Origin of the sequence: Neisseria sp. CCUG17229 (assembly GCF_047839235.1) — a bacterium.
Classification (GTDB): domain Bacteria; phylum Pseudomonadota; class Gammaproteobacteria; order Burkholderiales; family Neisseriaceae; genus Neisseria; species Neisseria brasiliensis.
This window is the reverse complement of the sequence record NZ_CP181247.1, coordinates 137,974-162,347: the sequence shown is the minus strand read 5'-3', so window position 1 is coordinate 162,347 and position 24,374 is coordinate 137,974. Positions and strand designations below refer to the sequence as shown.

General features: G+C 50.0%; 23 protein-coding genes and 1 pseudogene. 7 read left to right on the top strand and 17 right to left on the bottom strand.

From position 1 onward, the window contains the following. The first annotated feature begins 184 nt into the window (after positions 1–184). Both ACM67B_RS00785 and ACM67B_RS00780 read left to right on the top strand, forming a co-directional pair. Positions 185–604 carry a DUF485 domain-containing protein gene (locus ACM67B_RS00785; protein ID WP_416189751.1) on the top strand — a complete coding sequence of 140 codons (420 nt, stop codon included), beginning with the start codon at positions 185–187 and terminating at the stop codon, positions 602–604. After that, complete coding sequence (locus ACM67B_RS00780; RefSeq protein ID WP_416189750.1) at positions 601–2,280, top strand: cation acetate symporter; 1,680 nt, start codon at positions 601–603, stop codon at positions 2,278–2,280. Before ACM67B_RS00785 ends, ACM67B_RS00780 begins: the two co-directional genes overlap by 4 nt. Positions 2,281–2,363: 83 nt before the next feature. On the opposite strand, the gene lpxB is transcribed toward ACM67B_RS00780, so the two are convergent. Next, positions 2,364–3,515, bottom strand: a complete 1,152-nt coding sequence (lpxB, locus tag ACM67B_RS00775) for a lipid-A-disaccharide synthase (RefSeq protein WP_416189749.1) — start codon at positions 3,513–3,515, stop codon at positions 2,364–2,366. Between the two features lie 145 nt (positions 3,516–3,660). Between lpxB and ACM67B_RS00770 the strand changes: the two genes are divergently transcribed. Continuing rightward, positions 3,661–4,620: an IS30 family transposase gene (locus ACM67B_RS00770; protein ID WP_416189748.1), complete on the top strand. Its 960-nt coding sequence runs from the start codon at positions 3,661–3,663 to the stop codon at positions 4,618–4,620. A gap of 74 nt (positions 4,621–4,694) precedes the next feature. On the opposite strand, the gene lpxA is transcribed toward ACM67B_RS00770, so the two are convergent. From lpxA to ACM67B_RS00700, 14 genes are all read right to left on the bottom strand, one after another. Beyond that, complete coding sequence (gene lpxA, locus ACM67B_RS00765; protein WP_416189747.1) at positions 4,695–5,471, bottom strand: acyl-ACP--UDP-N-acetylglucosamine O-acyltransferase; 777 nt, start codon at positions 5,469–5,471, stop codon at positions 4,695–4,697. An 81-nt stretch (positions 5,472–5,552) separates the two neighbouring features. Next, positions 5,553–6,002, bottom strand: a complete 450-nt coding sequence (fabZ, locus tag ACM67B_RS00760; RefSeq protein ID WP_095503050.1) for a 3-hydroxyacyl-ACP dehydratase FabZ — start codon at positions 6,000–6,002, stop codon at positions 5,553–5,555. Between the two features lie 10 nt (positions 6,003–6,012). After that, the gene (gene lpxD / locus ACM67B_RS00755) at positions 6,013–7,071 is read right to left on the bottom strand and encodes a UDP-3-O-(3-hydroxymyristoyl)glucosamine N-acyltransferase (RefSeq protein ID WP_416189746.1); all 1,059 of its coding nucleotides are present in this window, start codon (positions 7,069–7,071) and stop codon (positions 6,013–6,015) included. Positions 7,072–7,234: 163 nt separating this feature from the next. Then, a complete protein-coding gene (locus ACM67B_RS00750) occupies positions 7,235–7,747 on the bottom strand; it encodes an OmpH family outer membrane protein (RefSeq protein ID WP_095503052.1) in 513 nt (170 codons plus the stop codon). 70 nt (positions 7,748–7,817) lie between these two features. Continuing rightward, positions 7,818–10,193, bottom strand: coding sequence for an outer membrane protein assembly factor BamA (bamA, locus tag ACM67B_RS00745; protein WP_416189745.1), 2,376 nt, complete (start codon positions 10,191–10,193; stop codon positions 7,818–7,820). Between the two features lie 4 nt (positions 10,194–10,197). Beyond that, positions 10,198–11,538, bottom strand: a complete 1,341-nt coding sequence (gene rseP / locus ACM67B_RS00740; RefSeq protein ID WP_416189744.1) for an RIP metalloprotease RseP — start codon at positions 11,536–11,538, stop codon at positions 10,198–10,200. Positions 11,539–11,605: 67 nt separating this feature from the next. Next, the gene (gene ispC, locus ACM67B_RS00735) at positions 11,606–12,790 is read right to left on the bottom strand and encodes a 1-deoxy-D-xylulose-5-phosphate reductoisomerase (RefSeq protein WP_416189743.1); all 1,185 of its coding nucleotides are present in this window, start codon (positions 12,788–12,790) and stop codon (positions 11,606–11,608) included. 117 nt (positions 12,791–12,907) lie between these two features. Beyond that, positions 12,908–13,705, bottom strand: a complete 798-nt coding sequence (locus tag ACM67B_RS00730) for a phosphatidate cytidylyltransferase (protein ID WP_095503056.1) — start codon at positions 13,703–13,705, stop codon at positions 12,908–12,910. Between the two features lie 4 nt (positions 13,706–13,709). Next, complete coding sequence (locus ACM67B_RS00725; RefSeq protein WP_416189742.1) at positions 13,710–14,456, bottom strand: isoprenyl transferase; 747 nt, start codon at positions 14,454–14,456, stop codon at positions 13,710–13,712. 74 nt (positions 14,457–14,530) lie between these two features. Further along, positions 14,531–15,088, bottom strand: a complete 558-nt coding sequence (frr, locus tag ACM67B_RS00720; protein ID WP_095503058.1) for a ribosome recycling factor — start codon at positions 15,086–15,088, stop codon at positions 14,531–14,533. 254 nt (positions 15,089–15,342) lie between these two features. Then, on the bottom strand, positions 15,343–16,062 hold the full coding sequence (pyrH, locus tag ACM67B_RS00715; protein ID WP_416189741.1) for a UMP kinase: 720 nt from the start codon (positions 16,060–16,062) through the stop codon (positions 15,343–15,345). 308 nt (positions 16,063–16,370) lie between these two features. Beyond that, positions 16,371–17,225, bottom strand: coding sequence for a translation elongation factor Ts (gene tsf / locus ACM67B_RS00710; RefSeq protein WP_416189740.1), 855 nt, complete (start codon positions 17,223–17,225; stop codon positions 16,371–16,373). A 126-nt stretch (positions 17,226–17,351) separates the two neighbouring features. Beyond that, a complete protein-coding gene (gene rpsB, locus ACM67B_RS00705) occupies positions 17,352–18,077 on the bottom strand; it encodes a 30S ribosomal protein S2 (RefSeq protein WP_095503062.1) in 726 nt (241 codons plus the stop codon). A gap of 233 nt (positions 18,078–18,310) precedes the next feature. Further along, positions 18,311–18,556 carry a hypothetical protein gene (locus ACM67B_RS00700; protein ID WP_416189739.1) on the bottom strand — a complete coding sequence of 82 codons (246 nt, stop codon included), beginning with the start codon at positions 18,554–18,556 and terminating at the stop codon, positions 18,311–18,313. Positions 18,557–18,629: 73 nt separating this feature from the next. Here ACM67B_RS00700 and ACM67B_RS00695 point away from each other — a divergent pair, with 73 nt between their 5' ends. Beyond that, on the top strand, positions 18,630–19,211 hold the full coding sequence (locus ACM67B_RS00695) for a 5-formyltetrahydrofolate cyclo-ligase (RefSeq protein WP_416189738.1): 582 nt from the start codon (positions 18,630–18,632) through the stop codon (positions 19,209–19,211). Between the two features lie 70 nt (positions 19,212–19,281). On the opposite strand, the pseudogene ACM67B_RS00690 reads toward ACM67B_RS00695, so the two are convergent. Further along, a pseudogene (locus tag ACM67B_RS00690) lies at positions 19,282–20,072 on the bottom strand (formate/nitrite transporter family protein). Positions 20,073–20,289: 217 nt separating this feature from the next. Here ACM67B_RS00690 and ACM67B_RS00685 point away from each other — a divergent pair. The 3 genes from ACM67B_RS00685 to ACM67B_RS00675 all read left to right on the top strand — a co-directional run bounded on the left by ACM67B_RS00685 (position 20,290) and on the right by ACM67B_RS00675 (position 23,334). Further along, complete coding sequence (locus ACM67B_RS00685; RefSeq protein WP_416189737.1) at positions 20,290–20,529, top strand: TM2 domain-containing protein; 240 nt, start codon at positions 20,290–20,292, stop codon at positions 20,527–20,529. A gap of 298 nt (positions 20,530–20,827) precedes the next feature. Continuing rightward, positions 20,828–22,300, top strand: a complete 1,473-nt coding sequence (locus ACM67B_RS00680; RefSeq protein WP_416189736.1) for a malate:quinone oxidoreductase — start codon at positions 20,828–20,830, stop codon at positions 22,298–22,300. Between the two features lie 410 nt (positions 22,301–22,710). Then, positions 22,711–23,334, top strand: a complete 624-nt coding sequence (locus ACM67B_RS00675; RefSeq protein ID WP_416189735.1) for a Spy/CpxP family protein refolding chaperone — start codon at positions 22,711–22,713, stop codon at positions 23,332–23,334. A gap of 121 nt (positions 23,335–23,455) precedes the next feature. Here ACM67B_RS00675 and ACM67B_RS00670 read toward each other — a convergent pair whose 3' ends face one another. Continuing rightward, a complete protein-coding gene (locus ACM67B_RS00670; protein ID WP_416189734.1) occupies positions 23,456–24,313 on the bottom strand; it encodes a Rossmann-like and DUF2520 domain-containing protein in 858 nt (285 codons plus the stop codon). Between the last annotated feature and the right edge of the window lie 61 nt (positions 24,314–24,374).

The following is a 24,374-nucleotide window of genomic DNA, read 5'->3' as shown; positions in this document are numbered from 1 at the left end:
CATAACCATATAATTTTTATGAAAATTAATATTTTATCGAATATTGAAATAAAAATTTAGCTGCATTAATGTTGTCTGGCCTCATCAGAAGTGCACATAGCTGTAATAAAATCAGCAGAAATTTTATACGGCTACTGAAAAAAGAAAAGAAGCAGTTTATTTTTAGTCTTTAAAGGAAAAAATCATGAGTCAACACGACCACTATGCTGTTGAGGAGCAGCGTCGGGTAGCGCAAGTCTTAGCTCATCCGAAATTCAAACGTATGGCCATGCAGAAATCGATTTTGGGTTGGACATTTTCCGCCATCATCTTTTTTGTATATGTGGCTTTCATTCTGACCATCGGCATCAATCCACAACTCTTCGCCACCAAAGTAAACCCTGACGGTGTGACCACTTGGGGTATTTATATTGGTGTGTTTGTGATTGTGTTTTCATTCATTACCACGGCAATTTATGTTTACATTGCCAACGGCAGATTTGAAAACATCACCCAAGAAGTGATCCGCGAAGTATTCGGTGACGAAGCTGCCCCTGTGACAGCCAAGCCGTCTACAACTGAATCAGCCACAGACACCCCTATCGGTGAAGGAGCAGTTCAATGATGCAAAAATTATTAGCTTTAACAACACTTTTGGCTTCTGGCAGCCTGTGGGCAGCGGATGCCATTACCGGTGAGGTAGAACGTCAAGCCACCAACTGGACGGCCATTACGATGTTCTTAATTTTCGTCTTTGCAACCTTGTTCATTACCAAATGGGCAGCCAAACAAAACAAATCGGCGCAGGATTTCTATACCGGTGGCGGCGGCATCTCCGGTACCAAAAACGGTTTGGCCATTGCAGGCGACTACATGTCGGCTGCAGCATTCCTGGGCGTATCCGCCATCGTGTTCACCCGCGGCTACGACGGCCTGATTTACTCTGTTGGCTTTCTGGTAGGCTGGCCGATTGTTTTGTTCCTGATGGCCGAACGTTTACGCAATTTAGGTAAATTTACTTTCTCCGATGTAGCGGCTTACCGTTTCAATCAAAAGCCGGTACGTATGTTTGCGGCAACCAGTACACTATTGATTGTCATTTTGTATTTGATCGCGCAAGTGGTCGGTGCGGGCAAACTGATCCAACTGCTGTTCGGCATGAACTATTTGTCGGCGGTGATTTTGGTTGGCACGCTGATGGTGGTGTATGTGTTGTTCGGCGGTATGCTGGCCACCACTTGGGTACAAATGATTAAAGCCGTATTGCTGCTGGGCGGCGCAACACTGATTTCGTTTATCGTGTTGAAAAACTCCGGCTTCAGCTTGGAAACCATGTTTGCCACCGCCGTGCAGTCGCATGAAAACGGTGAAGCGATTATGGGGCCGGGCGGCATGGTGAAAGACCCGATTGATGCGCTCTCACTCGGTTTGGCACTAATGTTTGGTACTGCCGGTTTGCCGCATATTCTGATGCGCTTCTTTACCGTACCCGATGCCCGAGAAGCGCGTAAATCGGTGGTGGTGGCAACCGGCCTGGTGGGCTACTTCTTCTTGCTAACCGGCATTATCGGCTTTGGTGCGATGATTTTCCTGACCAAAGACAACCCACAATTCTTCACCCAAATGCTGCGCGACGGCAAAACCGTGTACGAAATGGTTGGCGGTGTCAATATGACCGCAGTCCACTTATCCGGCGCTTTGGGGGGCAACCTGCTGCTCGGTTTTATCTCTGCCGTATCCTTCGCCACCATTTTGGCGGTAGTCGCCGGTTTGACCCTTTCCGGTGCATCTGCGGTGAGCCATGACATTTATTCATCGGTGATTCGTAAAGGCAAAGCAACCGCAGATGAAGAGATGCGTATTTCCCGCGTGGCAACGGTTGTCTTGGGCGTGTTGGCCGTCGTCTTGGGCTTGGCCTTTGAAAACCAAAATGTGGCCTTTATGGTAGGCTTGGTGTTCGCCGTTGCCGCTTCGGCCAACTTCCCTGTTCTGATGCTGAGCATGTTCTGGAAAGGCTTGACCACCCGCGGTGTTGTGGCCGGCGGCTTGGCCGGATTGTTTGGTGCATTGCTGCTGATTATCTTAGGCCCGAGCATTTGGGTGGCGGTACTGGGTAATGAAGCGCCAATTTTCCCATACGGCAGCCCGGCCATCTTCACCATTCCATTGGCCTTTATCGTGGCTTGGCTGGTATCGATTACCGATAGCTCTGCACAAGCGGCAAAAGACAAAGCCGGTTTTGCCGCACAATACATGCGCTCCATGACAGGCGTAGGCGCGGCGAAGGCTTCGGATCACTAATGGTTTAAACTTGTTTTCAAATGAAAGGCCGTCTGAAAGTGTTTTGCTTTCAGACGGCCTTTTGGTTTTAAAGTATCAAATTTTCAGACGGCCTGCACTTCCGCCAACACCGCTTCCGCAGCCAGCGCAGCGGTATCTTTTTTCAGCAGCTCATGCAGCGCATGGAAATCCTGTTTCAACTGCGCCACCGCTGCCGGATGGTCATACCAATGCGCTACCGCAGCGGCCAGCTTCTCCGGCGTGGCATCGTGTTGCAGCAATTCCGGCACGGCTTCTTTGTTCAACAAAATATTTGGCAGGCCGACATGCGGCACTTTGATTTTGCGCTTCACATACGCATACGTTAGCGGCGAAATCTTATAGCTGATCACCATCGGCCGCTTGCACAAAGCCACTTCCAGCGTGGCCGTGCCGCTCGTCACCAAAACCACATCGGCGGCGGTACACACCACATCGGATTGCTTGTCCACCAAAGTCAGCAGCAAATGGGCAAACTCGGTTTGCGCCAATATTTCCGTCAAGCGGCTGCGCGTGGCGGCGGTGGCCACTGGCAAAATAAATTGCGCTTGCGGATATTTTTCCAGCAGCAATAAGGCCGTCTGAAAAAATATCGGTGCCATATAATCGATTTCACTCACGCGGCTGCCCGGCATTAAGGCAAACACCGGAATGTCAGACGGCAAACCCAGATGCACCCGCGCCGCTTGTTGATCAGTTTCCAACGGCATGGCTTGCGCCATCGGATGGCCGACAAATTCCGCCTGCCCACCCGCTTCCAAATAAAGTTGCGGCTCCATTGGGAACAGACACAACACCTTGTTTACCTGATGCACAATCTTATTCACCCGCTCGCGCCGCCACGCCCACACCGACGGGCTGACATAATGCACGGTCGGAATCCCTGCCGCCTTGAGTTTCTCCGCCACACCAAGGTTAAAATCCGGCGCATCAATGCCGACAAACACATCGGGCTTGATACGGATTAAATCGTTCACAATCCCTTTGCGGATTTTCAAAATTTCCGGCAAGCGTTTCACCACCTCAACAAAACCGCGCACCGCCAGCTTTTCTTGGTCATACAGGCTCTCAAAGCCCTCCGCTTTCATGCGCTCGCCGCCGATGCCGATAAATTTTGCATCAGGGCAACGCTGTTTCAACGCGCGGACTAAATGCGCCCCGAGCAAATCGCCCGAAGCCTCGCCAACGCAGATGGCGATGGTTAGATTTGTTTTCATGATTGAAATGGAAAGATAAGTTGAGGTTATTTTAACAGATTGATACGAAAAGGCCCTTACATTCGCCTAACAAGTGCAATTTCCAATAACAGAAAAGGCCAGTATGCGGTAGTATACTGCCTTTCCTGACAAGAAAGATTGCAATATGGCCTACACACAACTGACCTCACACCAAAGATACTACATTTCCAGACATTACCGCAACCTACCCCTAAACCAAATCGCACAGAACATCGGTTGTCATCCCGCCACCGTCAGTCGGGAAATCAGACGGCATTCCGTCAACGGAACCTACTGTTACCGAAAAACACAACAGCAAAGCGAAGTTAAAAAGAAAAACAAAAAGCCAACCAAACTGACTACTGCCGTCAAACAGACTGTTAACAAACTGATTACCCAAAAATACAGCCCCGAACAAGTCTGCGGCTACCTGCTGAAACATCAACACATCAAACTGCACCACAGCACCCTTTACCGCTATCTCGCCAAAGACCGTCAAAACGGCGGCGACCTGTACACCCATCTGCGTATCGTTTCCAAACCCTACCGCAGAAAATACGGCAGCGGTGCATGGACAAAAGGCAGCGTACCGGACAGAACCGACATTGAACACAGACCTGTCATTGTCGATCAAAAAGAGCGGGTCGGCGATTTCGAGATGGACACCATTGTCGGTAAAGACCAAAAAAGCGGACTGGTGGTTGCTGTTGAAAGAAAAACCAAATTTGTCGTTATCCGCAAAATCAGCAATTTCAAAGCAGAAGATGTAGCCCGGGTAGTGATTCGGGCATTGAAGCCGTTTAAAGATATCATTCAAACGATTACTTTGGATAACGGTAAAGAGTTTTACCGGCATAAAACCTTTGCCAAAGCCCTGGGTGCGGAAACTTACTTCTGCCGTCCATACCATTCTTGGGAAAAAGGCTTGGTGGAAAATACCAACGGGCTGATCAGACAATACTTCCCCAAAGGGACGGATTTTAGGAAACTGGGTGCTAAAAAGATTAAAGCGGTTGAGGAGGCCCTTAACCGCCGACCGAGAAAGACATTGGACTATGAGACACCGGGTGATCTGTTTTCAGCAGCCCTTGCCAATGGCATTTGAGCGTTGCACTTGAAATGTGAATGTAAGGCCGTCTGAAAGTTTCAGACGGCCTCGCGCATATTTTTGCCGTGCAATCAACGAATAATCCCGCGCGTAGATTCGGCGAAGAAATCTTTGAACACAGCCAATTCGCTTTGGGTTTCGGCGCGTTTCAAAATGTCGGCTTTAGCTTCTTCAAACGGAATGCCACGATGGTAGATGGTTTTGTACACATCTTTGACGCTGGCGATTTGTTCGGCGGTAAAGCCGTTGCGGCGCATGCCTTCGCTGTTTAAGCCGGCCGGTTCGGCACGGTAGCCTGCGGCCATGAAATACGGCGGCACGTCTTTATGTACGCCGGCGGCAAACGCGGTCATGGCGTAGTCGCCGATATGGCAGAATTGGAACACCAGCGTGTAGCCGCCGAGAATTACATAATCGCCAATGGTGACGTGTCCGGCCAAGCTCGCGTTGTTGGCGAAAATGGTGTGGTTGCCGATGACGCAGTCGTGCGCCAAGTGGCAGTAGGCCATAATCCAGTTGTCGTCGCCGATGCGGGTTTCGCCGATGCCGGTTACGGTGCCGAGGTTGAAGGTGGTGAATTCGCGGATGGTGTTGCCGTTGCCGATAATCAGGCGGGTCGGCTCGTCGCGGTATTTTTTATCCTGTGGGATTTCGCCCAAGCTGGCGAATTGGAAAATGCGGTTGTTTTCGCCGATGGTGGTGTGGCCGTTAATCACAACGTGCGAACCGATTTCGGTATTGGCGCCGATTTGCACGTTCGGGCCGATTACGGTGTACGGGCCGACTTTGACGCTGGAATCAAGCTGCGCTTTCGGGTCAATGATGGCGGTTGGGTGAATGAGAGACATATTATGCTCCTTATTTCAATGAGGCCGTCTGAAAAGCTTCAGACGGCCTGTTAGTCTGCTGCATAAATGGCAACGCTTGGTTTATACCACGCGTTTGGCACACATAATTTCGGCTTCCACCGCCACTTGGCCGTCAACTTTGGCCACGGCGTTGAATTTGCCGATGCCGCGTTTGCTGGTGATGAGTTCAACTTCAAACACCAACTGGTCGCCCGGAATCACTTGGCGCTTGAAGCGGGCGTTGTCGATGCCGGCGAAGAAGAAAAATTCGTTGTCTTTGCGGCCGCCTTCGCTCAAGATGGCCAGCGTGCCGCAAGCTTGTGCCATGGCTTCGATAATCAGCACGCCCGGCATCACCGGCAAATCTGGAAAATGGCCTTGGAACTGCGGCTCGTTCATGGTGACGTTTTTAATCGCGGTCAGGCATTTCATCGGCTCGTAAGCAGTGATGCGGTCGAGCTGTAAAAACGGGTAGCGGTGTGGAATCAGTTTTTGAATGTCTTTTGCTTCAATCGGTAACGTGAAGTCCATGATTTTCCTTTTATTTTTCAGAATCAGTGTGGATTGGGTTATCGGTGTTCAGTGTTTTTTCCAACTGCTTGAGACGCTTGTGCATGTCATTCAGATGGCGGATGTGTACGCCGTTGCGCACCCATTCTTTATACGGCATGTCGGGGAAGATACCGGCAATGTGCTGCCCCGGTTCGGTGATGCTGTGGGTCAGGCTGGTGCCACCGCCGATGTTGGTTTTGTCGGCAATTTCAATGTGGCCGACAGTGCCGACACCGCCGCCGATGATGCAGTAATTGCCGATGGTCACGCTGCCGGAAATGCCGGTTTTGGCGGCAATCACGGTATGCGAACCGATTTTGCAGTTGTGGCCGATTTGGATTTGGTTGTCGATTTTGGTACCGTTGCCGACGGTGGTGTCACTCATGGCACCGCGATCGATATTGGTATTCGAGCCGATTTCGACATCATCACCCAAGGTCACGCCGCCGGTTTGCGGGATTTTGAACCATGAATCTCCGGCAAAGGCCAAGCCAAAACCGTCGGCACCGATAACCGCGCCGGAATGGATTTCCACGCGTTTGCCCAAGGTGCAGCCGTAGTAAATCACGGCGTTGGGATGAATCACGGTTTCTTCACCCAAGGTACAGTCGTGTTCGACCACGGCATTGGCCAGAATGCGGCAGTTTTCGCCCAAAACGGTATTGGCACCGATATAGACGTTGGCACCGATTTCGCAGCTGGCCGGCACGGTCGCGCTTGGCTCAATCACAGCAGTCGGATGCACACCGCCGGTGGCTTTCACGATAGGTGAAAACAAGCGCGCCACTTTAGCGAAATAAAGATAAGGGTCGGCAGCAACAATCAAATTACGGCCGCTGAATTCATCGGCAGATTTGGCCGCCACAATCACCGCACCGGCTTGGCTGTCGTGCACATCGGCTTTGTATTTCGGGTTGGCCAAAAAACTGATGTGTTCGGCCTGCGCTTCGGTCAACGGGCGCACGGCTTCAATGGCAATATCGTCGCCGCGCCATTCGCCGCCAAGTTCGGCCACAATTTGGGAAAGGGTGTAGGTTTGTGAAGTCATGATGGGACTTTCAGGCCGCTAAAACGCTGGAAATCATCAACGTCAGCGGCGAAGAATAAATAATGTGCGGCCAATCGCAATAGGCCGTCTGAATCGGCAAAACAATCACTGCCTCGTGTTTTCAGACGGCCTATATCATTTTTTAAGGCCGTCTGAAGAAACCCTATCGGGCATTCATCGCTTTAATCACGCTGTCAGTGATGTCGTATTTGCTGTTGACGTAAATCACGTCCTGCAAAATCACGTCATAGCCTTCTTTTTTAGCCAATTCAAGAATCACGCGGTTGGCGTTTTGCTGCAAAGCGGCAAATTCTTCATTGCGGCGCAAGTTGTAGTCTTCCGCCAATTCGGCTTGCTCGCGGCGGAAACGCTGCACCATGTCACCCCATTGCTTGGCAACATGCTCGCGCGCTTGGCCTTGTAAGCTTTTATCGGCCAGTTTTTTCTCCAACTCTGCACCTTCTTTTTGCAGCTTTTGCAAGGTTTTTTGGCGACCGGCAAATTCTTTTTCCAACTTAGCCTGAATGCCTTGCGCTTGTTTAGATTCAAGATACACGCGCTCGGTATTGATAAAGCCGAGTTTCTGTACAGTTTCGGCCGCTACTGCTTGCGCCATCAAGCCAAAGCCCAAGACCGCAGCGCCGCCCAAACGGATGATTGTCGATAATTTTTTCATCATCAATTCCTTTACATTCTTGTGGCGAGAAACCTAGGCCGTCTGAATGTTTTCAGACGGCCTGCCTGAATCAGAATGTAGTACCCAATTGGAATTGGAAGCGTTGGATTTCATCGCCTTCTTTTTTCTTAATCGGATAAGCATAACTGAATTTCATCGGACCCAAAGGCGAGAGCCAAGTTACCGCTGCACCGGCAGAGTAACGCAACTCTTCTTTAAAGGTCGATTTGTGGTTAACACCTGAGCCATAGACATTGTTGCCATTATCGTTGTGTTCATCAGTATAGGTTTTACCATCCCACACGCTACCGGCATCGGCGAACAGGCTCAAACGTACGGTGCGCGCGTCTTTAATACCTGGCATTGGGAACAACAATTCAGCCGATACGTTGGCTTTTTTATTGCCGCCGTAGCTGATTTTGTCGCCGTATTTGTCATACACTTTCGGACCTAAAGTGCCGCTTTCAAAGCCACGCACCGAGCCTAAACCGCCACCGTAGAAGTTTTCAAAGAACGGCATGGTTTTGGTATTACCGTAGCTGTTGCCGTAGCCCACTTCACCACCCAACATCAGGGTTAAATCTTTGCTCAGTGGGAAGAACCAAGTCTGATTGTGTGTCAGTGTGTAGTATTTCAAATCGCTGCCCGGCAAGGCCACTTCGCCGTTGACACCGGTCAGGTAACCGCGGGTCGGCCACAAGGCATTGTCGGTTTTGTTGCGCCCCCAGCCGATGGTGCCTTTGTACAGCCAGCCTTTGTAGCTGCCGATTTCACTACCAGTATGGTCTTCCATAAACTCTTGATAGCGTTTCGGTGCGCCGGTATAGGTGTTCACCTTCAAATGCTCGGCTGCCAAACCAAAATTTACGCGGTCGTATTCGGTAATCGGCACGCCCATGCGCAAACCGCCGCCGACGGTAGTGGTTTGATATTGTTTCGCGCTGGAAGATGCTTTACGTGGGTCGTATTTACGGCCGTAAATGTCGTAACCCAAGCTCACGCCGTCGGGGGTGAAGTATGGATCGGTAAACGACAGCGAGCCGTTAAGCGTGGTTTTACTGCGCGACAAACGGGCGGAAGCGGATTTACCGGTACCGAACAAGTTATCCTGCGCCACACCGGCAGAAACCACCATACCGGTATCCTGTACCCAACCTGCGCTCAAGTCCAGCGAGCCGGTCGAACGTTCAGTCAGGCTCATGTTCAAATCCACTTGGTCAGGCGTGCCGGCTACCGGTTTGGCATCGAATTGTACGTTGTCAAAATAACCCAACAATTCCACGCGCTCTTTAGAGCGTTGCAGCTTAGACGTATCGTAAGGTGCGGCTTCCATTTGGCGCAATTCGCGGCGAATCACTTCATCACGGGTTTTGTTGTTGCCGGTGATGTTGATTTCGTTTACATAGACTTTGCGACCCGGTTCGATGTGCAACACAAAATCCACCACTTTGGTTTCCGGATTCGGTTGCGGCTGCACATTCACTTCACTAAAGGCATAACCGGCGCTACCCATGCGGTTTTGAATGCCTTCCAGTGCAGTCACCATTTGCTGGCGCTCGTACCACTTGCCTTCTTTCATTTTCAGCAGTTTGTACAAATCTTCTTTCGGCACTTCGCGCGTGTCGCCTTCAATGTGCACTTTACCCCAACGGAAACGCTCGCCTTCATCCACCACCACTTTGATGGTTTGTTGGGTTTTGTCTTCGTTGGTTTGAATGTCGGTATCTAAAATGCGGAAGCCGAAATAGCCGTTGTTTTGATAGAAATCATTCACGCGCTGCATGTCTTGCGCGAATTTTTGTTCGTTGAATTGATTGCTTTTGGTCAGCCACGTCCACATGCCGCCTTCACTCAACGACATTTGTTTCATCAGCTTGCGGTCAGAATATTTTTCGTTGCCTTCAAACTCAATGTTGGTGATTTTAGTGGTTTTACCTTCTTCTACCGCGATATCAATCGCAACACGGTTACGCGCCAACTTAGTCACAGTCGGCTTGATTTCTACCGACTGTTTGCCGCGGCTCATGTATTCTTGTTTCAGGCCGGCAATGGCTTGATTCAAAGTTGCTTGGTTGAAATATTGCGATTGCGCCAAACCGAACGCTTCCAAGTTTTTCTTGATGGCATCGTTTTGCAGCATTTTCGCGCCAGTGATGTTCAAAGTGGCGATGGTCGGACGCTCAACCACGGCCAGCAGCACTTGATTGCCCAAGGTTTCCACGCGCACATCGTCAAAGAAGCCCGTAGCATACAGGTTGCGGATGATTTCTTCACTGCGCTCATCGCTGAAGTTGTCGCCCACTTTGACCGGCAGGTAGTTAAACACGGTGCTCGGCTCAGTGCGTTGCAAACCTTCGACACGAATATCCTGAATGGTGAAATCGGCCAATGCCAAAGGCGCCAAACCCAACATCATCAAAGCAGAAGCAATCTGTTTTAATTTCATACAATTATCCAAACAAACGATTAATATCATTAAAGAACGCCACCGCCATCAACATCAGCATGGCAGCCAGACCGAATCGTAAACCGATGGCCTGAATGCGCTCGCTCAACGGCTTTCCGCGTATCCATTCGGCGGTATAATACACCAAGTGACCGCCGTCTAAAACAGGCACCGGCAGCAAGTTGAGAATACCCAAACTGATGCTGACCAAGGCCAAAAATTCCAAATAACTCTGCAAGCCCAATGAAGCCGAACGACCGGCCACATCGGCAATCGTCAACGGCCCCGAAACATGGCTGGCCGAAGCGTTGCCGGTAATCAGCTTACCGAAAAATTTCAAAGTGGTGGCCGAATAGCCGACCATTTTATCCCAGCCCATTTGAAAGGCTTCGCCGACCGACGGCGTATATTGGAAGCGAACTTGCTTATCCCACGCTTCATCACGCTGCGCGGCCACACCGACACGACCGACTAACGTGCCGTCTTTCAATTCTACGGTATTGGGGCGTAAGGCCGTCTGAAAGGTTTGGCCGTCGCGCTCATACACCACTTCCAGCTTCTTGCCCGGACTATCACGGAACAATTCCGCCCAAGCCGCCCACTCGCCAATTTCGCGGCCATCGGCACTGATCAGCTTATCGCCCGTTTTCAAACCGGCTTGCTCGGCCGGACTGCCCTCTTGCACGAAGCCGACATGGTTGGTGATTTTAAAAGGCCACAAGCCGATGTTGCCGTTATTTTTCGCAATTTTACCCGCTTCCGGCGTACCGGCGGCGTCAATCACGCGCATTGCGTCTTGCCCAGAAGCCGTCTGAACGGCCACATCCACCTTGCCTGCTTCCACGTTCAAAATAATTTCGGTTTGCGCATCGCCCCACTCGCCAACAGCGGTGCCATTGACCGACTGGATTTTATCGCCCGGCTGGAAACCCGCTTTGGCGGCGATACTGGCCGGTTCGACCATGCCGACATACGGGCGGATTTCGGTCACACCGAAAGAAAAACTCAAGCCATACAGCAACACCGCCAAGGCCAGATTGGTCAACGGGCCGGCGGCGACAATAGCAATTTTCTTGGCCGGATGCTGCTTATCGAAGGCATAAGGCAGGTCTTGTTCCGGCACATTGCCTTCACGCGTATCGACCATTTTTACATAGCCGCCCAACGGAATCGGCGCCAAACACCATTCGGTGTCGCCACGTTTTTTAGTGAAAAACGGCTTACCGAATCCGACAGAAAAGCGCAGCACTTTCACGCCGCACCAACGCGCCACAATATAATGACCGAATTCGTGCAGGCTGACCAGAATCAGAATCGCAACGAGAAATGCTAATAAGGTTTGCAAAAAAATCCCCTGATGTTTTGATGTGGTGTGTTCAGACGGTCTTAATGACAAACATGCCGTCTTAACATTATTTTAAACGGTTAATAAATTCCTGTGCTTGCATGCGAGTATGCGCATCTTGTGCCAGCAGGCTGTCAATATCGTGTAGACCGCCTGAAACATTGTGTGCCAAACAATCGGCCACCACTTTGGCGATGTCGGTAAAACGAATTTTGCCGTTCAAAAATGCGGCCACGGCAACTTCATTGGCGGCGTTCAACACGCAAGGCGCGGCACCGCCGGCATGCATGGCATCGTAGGCCAGCTTCAAACACGGAAAGCGGTTGAAATCAGGCTCTTTAAAGGTTAAGGCCGACAAGCTGCCGAAATCCAACGCGCCCACGCCCGATTCAATGCGCTCGGGCAAGCCCAAGCAATAGGCAATCGGCGTGCGCATATCGGGATTACCCATTTGTGCCAGCACCGAGCCGTCGAGATAACGCACCATACTGTGAATCACGGATTGCGGGTGAATCACCACTTCGAGCTTCTCGGGCGGGCAGTTAAACAACCAATGTGCTTCAATCAGCTCCAAGCCTTTATTCATCATCGAAGCGGAATCGACCGAAATTTTCTGCCCCATGCTCCAATTCGGATGCTTCACCGCTTGCGCCGGCGTGATGCTGCCAAATGCGACCAAATCGGTTTCGAGAAACGGGCCGCCAGAAGCGGTCAGAATAATCGATTGGATGCCATGCTCGTTCAGACGGCCTTGATAATCGCGCGGCAATACTTGGAAAATGGCATTGTGTTCGCTGTCGATCGGCAACACGATCGCGCCGTTGGCTTTGGCGGTTTCCATAAACAGCGCACCGGAGACGACTAAAGTTTCTTTGTTCGCCAAATAAATGGTTTTGCCTTTTTGCGCTGCCGCCAACGCGGAAGGTAAACCCGCTGCGCCGACAATCGCACACATCACGCCGCTGACTTGCTCATCGCTCGCCACATCAATCAAGGCTTGCGCACCATAAAGCACTTGGGTTTTGCAGCCCTTGGCTTGCAGCAAGTTTTGCAACTTCGCGGCGTGTTCGCCATCGGCCACCACCGCATATTCAGGCGCAAATTGCACACATTGCGCTGCCAATTTCTCAACCTGCTTGTGCCCTGCCAGCGCGAAAACGCGAAATTTATCAGGGTGGCGCGCAATCACGTCTAAGGTGCTGACGCCGATGCTGCCGGTGCTGCCTAAAATGGTGAGAACTTGTGTGGTCATGGTTTGATTTCTGCTTAGGCCGTCTGAAACGTTCAGGCGGCATAGAATAAAATGTTTACTGCTTTAAAGGGATAGGCCGTCTGAAAACCATGAGATAGTTTTCAGTTCAGACGGCCTTTAATTCAAAATTGCCATCATTGCGGCATACACGCTCAAGACCGCAATCAGGCTGTCCACGCGGTCGAACACGCCGCCGTGTCCGGGCAACAGGTTGCTGCTGTCTTTAATACCGGCGGCACGTTTGAGCCAGCTTTCCAGCAAATCGCCGCACACACTCACCACAGTCAAGACGAAACCAATCAACAGCACATTCAGCCAACTGGTTTCAAACGCCAGCCAATCCGCATACCATACCCAAGTCATGTATAAAGCCACGCATATTGCGCCGCCGACGGCGCCTTCCCAGCTTTTTCCCGGGCTGATGGTGGGGGCAATTTTGTTTTTGCCGAATGCTTTGCCGGTGAAATAGGCAAAAATATCAGCCACCCACACCAAACCCATTATCGCTAACAGTGATACGGCACTTTCAGGGCTGGGGCGCAGATCGACTAATGCATACCAAAACGGTAGCATCAGCATCCAGCCGGTGGCATACGCTTGCCAACCGCCTTTCAGCGTCCATTTATACTTCAGCCACAGCGGCATAATCAGCAGCCAAAATACCAACACGGCATACCACACCACATTCGGCAGCTTCCAATCGCCTAAATAGGCGATGATGCCGAAAATCAGGCTGGCGACAATGAAATGGTTGATTTGGATTTTGGTTAAGCCGCTCATGCGGGCATATTCCCACAGGGCGACCAATGCAATCAGGCCGCTAAATGCTGCCCACAGGCCGTCAGGTGCATAAAACAGCATGCCCAACATCACGGGCAGTAACACCAGCGCGGTAAGGATTCGTTGTTTCAACATCGTTTCAACCCCTTTGCTGCTCTACCGGCAATTGCTCGGAAGTGCGTCCGAAACGGCGTTCGCGGTTTTGGAAAGATGCAATGGCCGCGCTTAAGGCTTTTTCGTCGAAATCCGGCCACAGCACATCGGTAAAATACAGCTCGGCATAAGCCATCTGCCACAATAGGAAATTGCTGATGCGGGTTTCACCGCCGGTACGGATAAACAAATCCGGTTCGGGCGCATCGCCCAGCATCAAATAGCGGCTGATGAGCGCTTCGGTGATTTCGCTATGGCCCTCAGCCACCACCTTGTTGGCCGCCTGCAAAATATCCCAGCGGCCGCCGTAATCAACGGCAATACTCAAGGTCAAGCCTGTATTGTCGGCGGTCAGCGCCTCACCGGCCTCAATCCCCGCCACAATATCGGCATGAAACCGCTCGCGGCTGCCGATCACTTTCAAGCGCATATTATTTTCGTGCAAACGCTTCACCTGCTTTTGCAAAGCCTGCAAAAACAGCCCCATCAGAAAAGAAACCTCATCTTCGGGGCGGCGCCAGTTTTCTGTTGAAAAGGCAAACACGGTCAAGTATTGCACGCCCATTTCGGCACAGTGCTTCACCATGGTCTCAAGCGCATCAAGGCCGCGTTTGTGCCCCATCACGCGGGGCAGAAAGCGTTTTTTCGCCCAACGGCCGTTGCCGTCCATAATCACGGCGATGTGACGTGGCACGTCGGTATACGCCAAAATTGTCTGCGTACTGCTGTTCATGTTTGCCTCATTGGAAGAACGACTGCAAAGACAGGGCAAACTGCCCTGTCTGTTTCAAATCCTAATGTTTGGATTTAGATGGCCATCAAATCTTCTTCTTTGGCAGCCAAAGTTTTATCTACTTCGGCGATGTATTTATCGGTCAGTTTTTGCACCGCTTCTTCACCACGACGTGCATCATCTTCCGGTACTTCTTTGTCTTTCAACAATTTTTTGATGTGGTCGTTGGCATCGCGGCGCACATTGCGGATAGACACGCGGCCTTCCTCGGCTTCGCTGCGCACCACTTTAATCAGGTCTTTACGACGCTCTTCGGTCAACATCGGCATCGGCACGCGAATCAAATCGCCCACTGCGGCAGGGTTCAAACCCAAATTAGAATCGCGAATTGCTTTTTCCACTTTAGCCGCCATATTGCTTTCAAACGGTTTCACGCCGATGGTGCGCGAGTCGATCAAAGTCACGTTGGCTACTTGGCTCACCGGCACCATGCTGCCCCAATATTCCACTTCCACTTGATCCAATAAGCCGGTATGCGCACGACCGGTGCGGACTTTAGACAGGTTTTCCTTCAGCACTTCCAATGAACGCTGCATTTTGCTTTCAGCAGTTTTTTGAATATCACTAATCATTTCTTAGCTCACTTATTATTAAAATCAAACAGATAAGGACTCAGGCCGTCTGAAACGCGCTTTTTGGGCACACAAATCGGCTTAATAACGTTGAATAGTACCGTTATTAAGACATTCCGACAAGCCAAACCGTTCAGACGGCCTTGTTTTTTAACCGATATTTAATCTAGCTTAACTTGAACACAATCAAAAGGCCGTCTGAGAATTTTTCAGACGGCCTCTTTTCATAAAGCATTCAGCTATGCAACAACGGCTTAACAATGCACCAATGTGCCTTCGTCTTCACCCAAAATCACGTTTTTCAGCGCGCCATCTTTGGCGATACCGAACACAACGATATTGAGTTTGCGTTCACGGCACAAGGCAAATGCGGTGGCGTCCATGACTTTCAGGTTTTTGTTCAGCGCTTCGTCAAAGGTGATGGTTTCGTAACGGGTGGCCGATGGGTCTTTTTTCGGGTCGGCAGTGTACACGCCATCCACGTTGGTGGCTTTCAGCATCACATCGCAGTTCATTTCTGCACCGCGCAAGGCTGCAGCAGTATCGGTGGTAAAGAATGGGTTACCGGTACCGGCGGCGAAAATCAACACTTTGCCTTCTTCCAAATACTGAATGGCCTTCGGACGGGCATAGGTTTCGGCGATTTGCTGCATGCTTAAAGCAGATTGCACGCGGGCTTTCAAACCCAATGATTCAAAGGCATCTTTCAAGGCCAAGGCGTTCATCACGGTGGCCATCATGCCCATATAGTCGGCGGTGGCGCGGTCCATGCTGCCGGCTTGTGCGGATACACCGCGGAAAATATTACCGCCGCCGACGACAATCCCGACTTGCACACCTAAATCAACGATTTCTTTGACTTGGCCGACAATTTGCATGATGGTGTCGCGGTTGATGCCGAACGCATCTTTACCCATCAGGGCTTCGCCTGAGAGTTTCAATAATACGCGTTTGTATTTTACTTGCTGGGTCATGGGAATGCCTTTTCTTTACGGGTTTACAGAGGCCGTCTGAACATCGGATTAGGTTTTCAGACGGCATTTAAGATACAAATAGGGATATGCGTAATGAGTGTTTCAACAAGGATAAACGCTTTGAATTCTCTGCAATTTTAGTATTTTTCTTTGGATAAATCAAAGCATAGATTTAACGTGTGTTTCACTCATTTGGTTTGCAGACGGCCTATAAATGACAAATCAACAGGCCGTCTGAATAAAATTCTCAAAAAAAAGCACCCTGATTCAATATGAATGAATCTAGGTGCTTTCTTATTCATGGCTGATTACACTTTAGCAGCAGCGGCTACTTCAGCAGCGTAGTCAACTTCTTTTTTCTCGATACCATCACCTACTTTGTAACGTACAAAGCTGATGATTTCGGTGCCGTTTTCTTTGGCGAATTGAGCCACGGTTTGATCCGGGTTCATAACGAACGCTTGGCCGTTCAAAGTGATTTCTGCCAAGAATTTGCGGATACGGCCTTCAACCATTTTTTCAGCGATGTCGGCAGGTTTGCCAGACTCGATGGCTTGTTGGGTGTAGATGCGGCGTTCTTTTTCAACGGTTTCGGCATCCACTTCGGCTTCTGAAACGCAAACCGGTTTAGCGGCTACGATGTGCATACCGATTTTGCGGGCAACATCTTCAGAACCTTTGAACTCAACCAATACACCTTCAGTCGCCAATGCGCCGTGGATGTAGGCAGTCAGTTGGTTTGCAGTGTCGATCAATTCGAAACGGCGTACAGACATGTTTTCGCCCAATTTGGCAATGATTTCTTTACGCTCAGCTTCAACGGCTTCGCTCAAGGCTTCTACTGAAGCAGGTTTTTGCGCAACAGCAGTTTTGGCCACAGAGTTAGCAAAGGCCACAAAGCCGGCATCTTTTGCCACGAAGTCGGTTTCGCAGTTTACTTCAACCAAAGCGCCCACGTTGCCTTCGATGGCATAAGCCAATACGCCTTCGGCAGCAGTACGGCCAGCCAATTTACCGGCTTTCGCGCCTGATTTGATGCGCAGGATTTCTTCGGCTTTTTCCATGTTGCCTTCGGCTTCAACCAACGCTTTTTTGCATTCCATCATACCCAGACCGGTAGCGGCGCGCAGGTCGGCAACCATTTTTGCAGTAATATCTGCCATGTTAAACTCCTTGAATTTTTAGGAAAATAAAGCCAATCAGCTTTATTTGGAATCGGTAAGTGCGGCACTTAAGCCGCGCTTGATTATCTGAAAAAAGGGGCTAAAAGCCCCTCTTTCGTCGCTGTATTACTCAGCAGCAGCTTGGGCAGCGGCAACGGTTTCTTGCAAGGCTTGGTTTTTGCCTTCCAAAACGGCGTCGGCGATACCGCGGCAGTACAGACGGATGGCTTTTGCAGAGTCATCGTTACCTGGAATCACGTATTTCACGCCGTCAGGGCTGTTGTTGGTATCAACAACGGCGATCACAGGGATACCCAATTTTTCAGCTTCAACCAAAGTACCTTTTTGGTAACCGGTGTCAATCACGAAAATGGCGTCAGGCAAGCCTTTCATGTTTTTGATACCGCCCAAAGAGCGTTCCAGTTTCTCAACGTCGCGTTGCATTTCCAGAATTTCTTTTTTGCTGTAACCGGCTTCGGCAGCATTTTCCAGAGCAGCAGTTTTTTCTTCCAGACGTTTGATAGACTGTTTTACAGTTTTGTAGTTGGTCAACATGCCACCCAACCAACGGTGGTCAACGAAAGGCATGTCTGCACGAGTCGCTTCTTCACGGATGATTTCGCGTGCTTGGCGTTTGGTACCGACAAACAATACGGTGCCTTTGTTGGCAACCAGACGACGAACCGCTTCTTGCGCATCTTGGAACATCGGCAAGGTTTTTTCCAAGTTTACGATGTGGATTTTGTTGCGCGCGCCAAAAATGTATTGTTCCATTTTCGGGTTCCAGAAACGGGTTTGGTGACCAAAGTGAACACCGGCTTCAATCATCTGACGCATGGTAATTTGAGACATAATATTCCTTAAATTTGAAAGGGTTAAGAGCACACATTCAATCGCATAGAACTTGGCTTCAGCCAAGCACCCTTCGGCGAAAGTGGGCATAGTTTAAAAAATGGAAATTTGCTTTTAAAATCAAAAGCCCGAGAATTATATAGGATAACAGGCCGTCTGAAAAGGGAAATGTCGTGCTTTTGCTGCGTGTATTGTCGGATTTTTCAGACGGCCTGATGAATGGCTGCGGTGAATTATTCCGAATCGGGATGTTGCGCCTGCTCTGCCGCTTGTTTTTTCTGCTTTAAGGCTTCGGTTTCGGCGCGGTCGGCCTGTTTTATCAAGCGGTTGCGCCGGCGTGTGACCACCACCCATGATAAAAAAATCATCGGCAACACCGCCCAAAAAAGCAGGTAAATCAAAGCTCGCGCAATGCTGGGCTGGGCAGCGGAAAACATCACCGCCACAAATAAATAGCCGATAATGACGATATGCCACATAATCGTGTTCCTCATGACAAGAGAAGCGGATTTTACCGCAAATCCGCCCCATCCGCCCAAACGGAGCAACCTAATGAATCTTGATAAAACCGAATTACGCCGCCGCTTGCGTCGCGCACGGGCGCACATGCATCCAACCGAACGTGCGGCCGCCACGCAAACCATCAACCGCCTGCTGAAGCGCCACATCAAAAAAGGCCGCCACATCGGCGTGTATTGGCCGATTGGCAAGGAATTGCGTTTGGACGATTTTATTCAGACGGCCTTAAAGCGCGGCGCGAAACTCTATCTGCCTTATATCGAGTCACACAGCCGCCGCTTGTGGTTTACGCGTTATCTTGCCAATAAAACGCAGCAGCCCGAACGCAAACGCGGCCAAGCCAAATTGTTGATTCCGCAATTTACCGGCGAAAAACGGCGCGTGCATCGCTTGGATATCTTGCTGGTACCGATTGTCGGCATTGATAAACGCGGCTATCGTTTGGGGCAAGCCGGCGGTTTTTATGATGCGTCTTTGGCGCAGATGAAATACCGTTTGCACACCCAAACCCTAGGCGTGGGCTTCGGCTGCCAATTGGTTGATGAATTGCCGATTGAGCCGCACGATATTGCTTTAGATGGTTTTGTTTCGGAACGGGGCGAATTGAAGTTTTAAATTTTCAGACGGCCTCAAAAGCAAAACGGCGTTTACCCACTCAGGGCAAACGCCGTTTGTCATGTATCGCTTAAATCGAAAAATCTTCTTTCAACAAATGCTTGTAGGCATACAGGTAAGACGCGCCGACAAATGACGAACCGCCAACCACGTTACCCAAAAACACGGGAATCATGTTCAGGAAAAACTGTCCCCACGTCACATCTGCGCCCGCCCAAATACCGGCAGGAATAATAAACATATTAGCCACAAAGTGTTGGAAACCGATCAACACGAAAATCATCACTGGGAACCACATCGCCAAAATACGGCCGGAGGTAAATTTCGATCCGAAGTAAAACCAAATGCCCATACATACCATCCAGTTACACGCAATGGCGGAAATAAAGGCACGACCGAAATCCATATCCACTTTGGCTTGCGCAATCGCCATGGTTTTGGCAGCCGCCGCACCTTCCGACAAGCCGACATAATGACCAAGGAAATACGCCATCGCCACCGCACCGGCCAAGTTGCCCAAGCTGACAATCAACCAGTTGCGCGCCAATAATTTCACCGATACTTTTTTGGTTAAGAAACCGAGCGACATCAACATCATGTTGCCGGTGGCCAATTCACCGCCGCGCCTAACAAAGCCGCCAAGCCCGCCCATTCAGCCGGAATGCCGCTGACCACTTTCAAATAAGCCAAATAGCTGAAACCGACATAACCACCGCCCAAAAAGCTGAGAATACTCAACATTTTCACGCTGGCCATGGATTTGTTTTGGCTTTTGATAATCGTATCTTGCAAAATTTCGTGGGGAAAAAATCGCGGTTGTCGCTCATGGTTATGCCGTTGGAAAACAAATAATCGCGCAATGTAACCGTTTATTACCGCCGTACAAAAGAATTTTTATTCGCGGCCAAATAATTTTTGGTTATGTAAGTGAAACTTATTTCTCAATTAAGTTTGATTCAAATCTTTTCGTAAACACGCATAAATTCAAGTAAACCTGTTTCAGACGGCCTTGAGTCTGCCACTTTATCCCCTATATACTGATTGTTGAAAACAAGAACAATCGATTAAGGAAAGTATTATGCAAACGTCTTTTTCTTATGCTGCATCTTATCCCCACACCTGTAATAAAGCACTTTATATTGCCATGGCTTTATTGTTTGGTTCGTTTGGCGTACATAAATTCTGTGCCGGCCGCGTGTGGATGGGTTTGTTTTACGCGGTATTCTGCTGGACCGGTATTCCGACTATTGTCGGCATCATTGAAGGTGTATTGGCGGCATTCAAACCGACCGACTCACTCGGCGCGATTATTGTGTAATTGATAATACCGCTACGCTTACCAATTTTGACTTTTTTTGAAAATCTAAAAATTTTTCGATGTTAATGATTTTTCATATATAAGCAATCAATCCCTTATCTGACAAGGCCGTCTGAATGTTTCAGACGGCCTTTGTATCATCGAATCCACTGATTCCTTTCATAAAATCTTTGCATTTCTGTGCGAAATCTACTAAATTCTAAGGATATACGTTGTTAACAATCTGTCTATGCACAGACAGCACCGATACGGAATAATCATAAAGGCAAATCATTGCCTATCCTTTAGGAGTATAACCATGGCTGAAGCAACTGACGTTGTATTGGTTGGTGGAGGAATCATGAGTGCCACTTTGGGTATTCTGCTCAAAGAACTCGAACCCTCTTGGGAAATCACCATTGTCGAACGCCTTGACGATATCGCGCAAGAATCATCCAACGCTTGGAATAATGCCGGCACCGGCCATTCGGCTCTATGTGAATTAAACTATGCCCCGCTGGGCAGCGACGGCACGGTCGACCCTGAACGTTCGTTGAATATTGCCGAACAATTCATGATCAGCCGCCAATTCTGGGCAACGTTGGTCAGCGAAGGCAAATTGGCCGACAATTCGTTTATCAACAGCGTGCCGCATATGTCGTTTGTGATGACCGACGACCATTGTGCCTACCTGCCGAAACGTTTTGACGCGTTTAAAAAACAAAAATTGTTCGAGAAAATGGAATTCTCGACCGACCGCAACAAAATCCACGAATGGGCCCCATTGGTTATTGAAGGCCGTAACGAAGGCCAACCGGTTGCCGCCAACTACTCCGCTGAAGGTACCGACGTCGATTTTGGCAACATCACCCGCCAAATGATTGAAAACCTGACCAGCCGCGGCGTGAAATTACTGTACAACCGCCATGTGGAAGAAATCAACCGCGAAGCCGACGGCGCATGGGCAATCAAAACATACGACACGCGCGACAAAAGCCAAAAACTCACTCTACGCACCCGTTTTGTCTTCTTGGGTGCAGGCGGCGGCGCCTTGTCGCTGCTGCAAAAATCTGGTATTCCGGAAGGCCGCGGCTACGGCGGTTTCCCAGTATCCGGCTTGTTCCTGCGCAACAACAACGAAGCAACATCCGAGCGCCACAATGCCAAAGTGTACGGCCAAGCTTCGGTCGGTGCGCCACCGATGTCGGTACCGCACTTGGATACCCGCCATGTGGACGGCAAACGCCATTTGATGTTCGGCCCGTATGCCGGCTTCAAACCCAACTTCCTGAAGCAAGGCTCGATGATGGACTTGCCGATGTCGATTCACCGCGACAACCTGTTGCCGATTTTGCGTGCCGGCTGGGACAACCTGCCGCTGACCAAATATCTGCTGGGCGAATTGCGCAAAACCAAAGAAGAGCGCATTGCCTCGTTGATGGAATACTACCCGAACGCCAATCCTGACGAATGGGAACTGATTACCGCCGGTCAACGCGTGCAAGTGATTAAGAAAGACAACAAAAAAGGCGGCGTATTGCAATTCGGTACCGAATTGGTGATGCACGAAGACGGCTCTTTGGCTGCCCTTTTGGGTGCGTCACCGGGTGCGTCAACTGCTGTACCGCTGATGATTCGTTTGGTTAACCAATGCTTCCCGCAACACAAAGATGCATGGCAAGGCCGTATCAAAGAGCTGATTCCGGGCTATGGCGTGAAACTGAACGACAACCCTGAATTTGCCGAAGAAATCATCAGCCACACTGCTAAAGTGTTGGACATCCATCATTAATATGCAGCAAATAAGACTACACAGCGCATCGCTTAGCGAGGCGCTGTTTTTATTTAACTTGAATACCAGAAAATTAACTGATTGATGATTTTTTCAGACGGCCTAAGTGTTAGATAAAAACTGAATTTAATGTGTCATGTGCAGTGAACGCGGTATAGAAACCGAATAAATATCATCAAGATAGCTTACTTATCCAAGCAGTTTACTGCGAAGAAATGTATTTAAGATGGTGACAGCAATCAAAATATGGCCGCTTACGTTTTCGTGCGCTCTTTACACAATCCATAACCCATCTGCAAACAGGGTTTACCTAAGCCGCACACTCATTAACCGCTGCAGGCGATATGATTCGTTTCATCTTGTTTCTCCCCAAAAACACTTCATAAAACACTTTTCGAAGGACCAACCCCATGATGAAAAAATATATTGCCGTTGCCGCTGCTTCTTTAATCGGTTTGGCCGGTGTGGCCACTGCCGCTGATGCCGTATCACAAAACAGCCGTCCGGCCAAACAGGGCCACATGCACAAACACGGTCAGAAAATGCATCAAAAAGGCGAATTGCCGCGCGATTTGCAAGAATTGAATTTGAGCAGCAAACAAAAAGCGCAAATCCAAAAAATTATGGAAGCCAACCGCCCGCAACAAGCCGACAAGCGCCCGACCGTTGATGCCGCCAAACGTGCTGAGTTCCAACAAAAAATGCAACAACGCCGCACCGCCGAGCAAGCCTTGATTACCGGTAAAAACTTCGACGAAGCCGCTGCCCGCCGCTTGGTTAACGAGCGTCAGGCTGAATTTGAACAACACGCTGCTGAGCGCAAACAACGCATGGCCGACATGGAAGTAAAACGCTTGAAAGAGCGCCACGACATTTTCCAAGTGTTGACCGCCAAACAGCAAAAACAATTGCTGGAAAACCAGCAAAAACGCCAACAAGAACGTGCCGACCGCAAAGCCCAACGCGGCCAACAGGGTCAGCCAAACATGCAAGGCGAACCACGTCCTGATATGCCGCCAATGCCGCAAAACTAATTTGATGCGTTAACTAATCAATCCAGGCCGTCTGAAACCATTTGTCAGGTTTCAGACGGCCTTAATTACGTTTAAATCGAACAGCGCATTAACCATCATGCACCAATATGTTCAGACGGCCTCAAACAGATTCGCTTCCTGAATGTAAGGCCGTCTGAACTTTTTCTACCGATTGTTTATCCAATCTTGCTGCGGCCAAATTCAAGGTCGCCTGCGCCCACGCACGGTAAGCCGCCTGCTCTTCTGCCGTCATGGCCGCCAAGTGCGCTACAACCGTGCTGTCGTCGCCGCGCACAATCGGGCCGGTTAGGGCTTGCAATGGGGGCAGCTTGCCCAAATTATTAATACTCTGCTGCATTAAGTTGCCGACCAAGCGGCGTGATAAGGTTTCCGGCAGCGCTAAAGGCGTAAGCAGGTCTTGGGCAAACGCGGCCAATGTCACGCTGAAATTGGAAGCCGCCGACAAAGCCGCATGGTAACGCGCTTTATATTCAGACGGCAGCGCAAACGCAGTTAAACCCAACGCCTCGGCCAATTGTTGCAAAATCTCGACAGCTTGCGTCTGCTCCGCTTCAATGGCGCACAAATTTCCGGCCAGATTGGCTACCGAGTGTTCGACATCGGCAAAAGCAAACACCGGATGCAGGCTGCCCGCCAACGCACCACGCGTCGTAACCGCTTGTAAAACCTGTATGGTTTTGGCGCCGCTCAAGTGCAACACCACAGTTTGCGGCGTCAATTCCACCTCACGGGCTAGGCATTCGGCGGTGGCTTCGATGGCATTGTCCGGCGTGGCGATGATGACCACGTCCGCCGGCGGCAAATTGGCCATATCTGCCAAAACCGTTGCGCCAAAAGCATTCGACGGCAGGCTGCGGCTGACGATATGGGAAAGCTGCCACTCGGGATGACGGCTCAATAAAGTGGCAAAAGTTTGTCCGACGCGACCTGCGCCTACGATATGGAATATTTTTTTCATTTCAGACGGCCTAAACGGATTGAATAGCTTAGATTAACACGGTAAACTTACGCCATTAAAT

What these genes read in the sequence shown, in the direction of transcription:
- ACM67B_RS00785 (WP_416189751.1), top strand. Translation starts at nt 185, where the DNA reads ATGAGTCAACACGACCACTATGCTGTTGAGGAGCAGCGTCGGGTAGCG.
- ACM67B_RS00780 (WP_416189750.1), top strand. Translation starts at nt 601, where the DNA reads ATGATGCAAAAATTATTAGCTTTAACAACACTTTTGGCTTCTGGCAGC.
- lpxB (WP_416189749.1), bottom strand. Translation starts at nt 3,515, where the DNA reads ATGAAAACAAATCTAACCATCGCCATCTGCGTTGGCGAGGCTTCGGGC.
- ACM67B_RS00770 (WP_416189748.1), top strand. Translation starts at nt 3,661, where the DNA reads ATGGCCTACACACAACTGACCTCACACCAAAGATACTACATTTCCAGA.
- lpxA (WP_416189747.1), bottom strand. Translation starts at nt 5,471, where the DNA reads ATGTCTCTCATTCACCCAACCGCCATCATTGACCCGAAAGCGCAGCTT.
- fabZ (WP_095503050.1), bottom strand. Translation starts at nt 6,002, where the DNA reads ATGGACTTCACGTTACCGATTGAAGCAAAAGACATTCAAAAACTGATT.
- lpxD (WP_416189746.1), bottom strand. Translation starts at nt 7,071, where the DNA reads ATGACTTCACAAACCTACACCCTTTCCCAAATTGTGGCCGAACTTGGC.
- ACM67B_RS00750 (WP_095503052.1), bottom strand. Translation starts at nt 7,747, where the DNA reads ATGAAAAAATTATCGACAATCATCCGTTTGGGCGGCGCTGCGGTCTTG.
- bamA (WP_416189745.1), bottom strand. Translation starts at nt 10,193, where the DNA reads ATGAAATTAAAACAGATTGCTTCTGCTTTGATGATGTTGGGTTTGGCG.
- ispC (WP_416189743.1), bottom strand. Translation starts at nt 12,790, where the DNA reads ATGACCACACAAGTTCTCACCATTTTAGGCAGCACCGGCAGCATCGGC.
- ACM67B_RS00730 (WP_095503056.1), bottom strand. Translation starts at nt 13,705, where the DNA reads ATGTTGAAACAACGAATCCTTACCGCGCTGGTGTTACTGCCCGTGATG.
- ACM67B_RS00725 (WP_416189742.1), bottom strand. Translation starts at nt 14,456, where the DNA reads ATGAACAGCAGTACGCAGACAATTTTGGCGTATACCGACGTGCCACGT.
- frr (WP_095503058.1), bottom strand. Translation starts at nt 15,088, where the DNA reads ATGATTAGTGATATTCAAAAAACTGCTGAAAGCAAAATGCAGCGTTCA.
- pyrH (WP_416189741.1), bottom strand. Translation starts at nt 16,062, where the DNA reads ATGACCCAGCAAGTAAAATACAAACGCGTATTATTGAAACTCTCAGGC.
- tsf (WP_416189740.1), bottom strand. Translation starts at nt 17,225, where the DNA reads ATGGCAGATATTACTGCAAAAATGGTTGCCGACCTGCGCGCCGCTACC.
- rpsB (WP_095503062.1), bottom strand. Translation starts at nt 18,077, where the DNA reads ATGTCTCAAATTACCATGCGTCAGATGATTGAAGCCGGTGTTCACTTT.
- ACM67B_RS00700 (WP_416189739.1), bottom strand. Translation starts at nt 18,556, where the DNA reads ATGTGGCATATCGTCATTATCGGCTATTTATTTGTGGCGGTGATGTTT.
- ACM67B_RS00695 (WP_416189738.1), top strand. Translation starts at nt 18,630, where the DNA reads ATGAATCTTGATAAAACCGAATTACGCCGCCGCTTGCGTCGCGCACGG.
- ACM67B_RS00685 (WP_416189737.1), top strand. Translation starts at nt 20,290, where the DNA reads ATGCAAACGTCTTTTTCTTATGCTGCATCTTATCCCCACACCTGTAAT.
- ACM67B_RS00680 (WP_416189736.1), top strand. Translation starts at nt 20,828, where the DNA reads ATGGCTGAAGCAACTGACGTTGTATTGGTTGGTGGAGGAATCATGAGT.
- ACM67B_RS00675 (WP_416189735.1), top strand. Translation starts at nt 22,711, where the DNA reads ATGATGAAAAAATATATTGCCGTTGCCGCTGCTTCTTTAATCGGTTTG.
- ACM67B_RS00670 (WP_416189734.1), bottom strand. Translation starts at nt 24,313, where the DNA reads ATGAAAAAAATATTCCATATCGTAGGCGCAGGTCGCGTCGGACAAACT.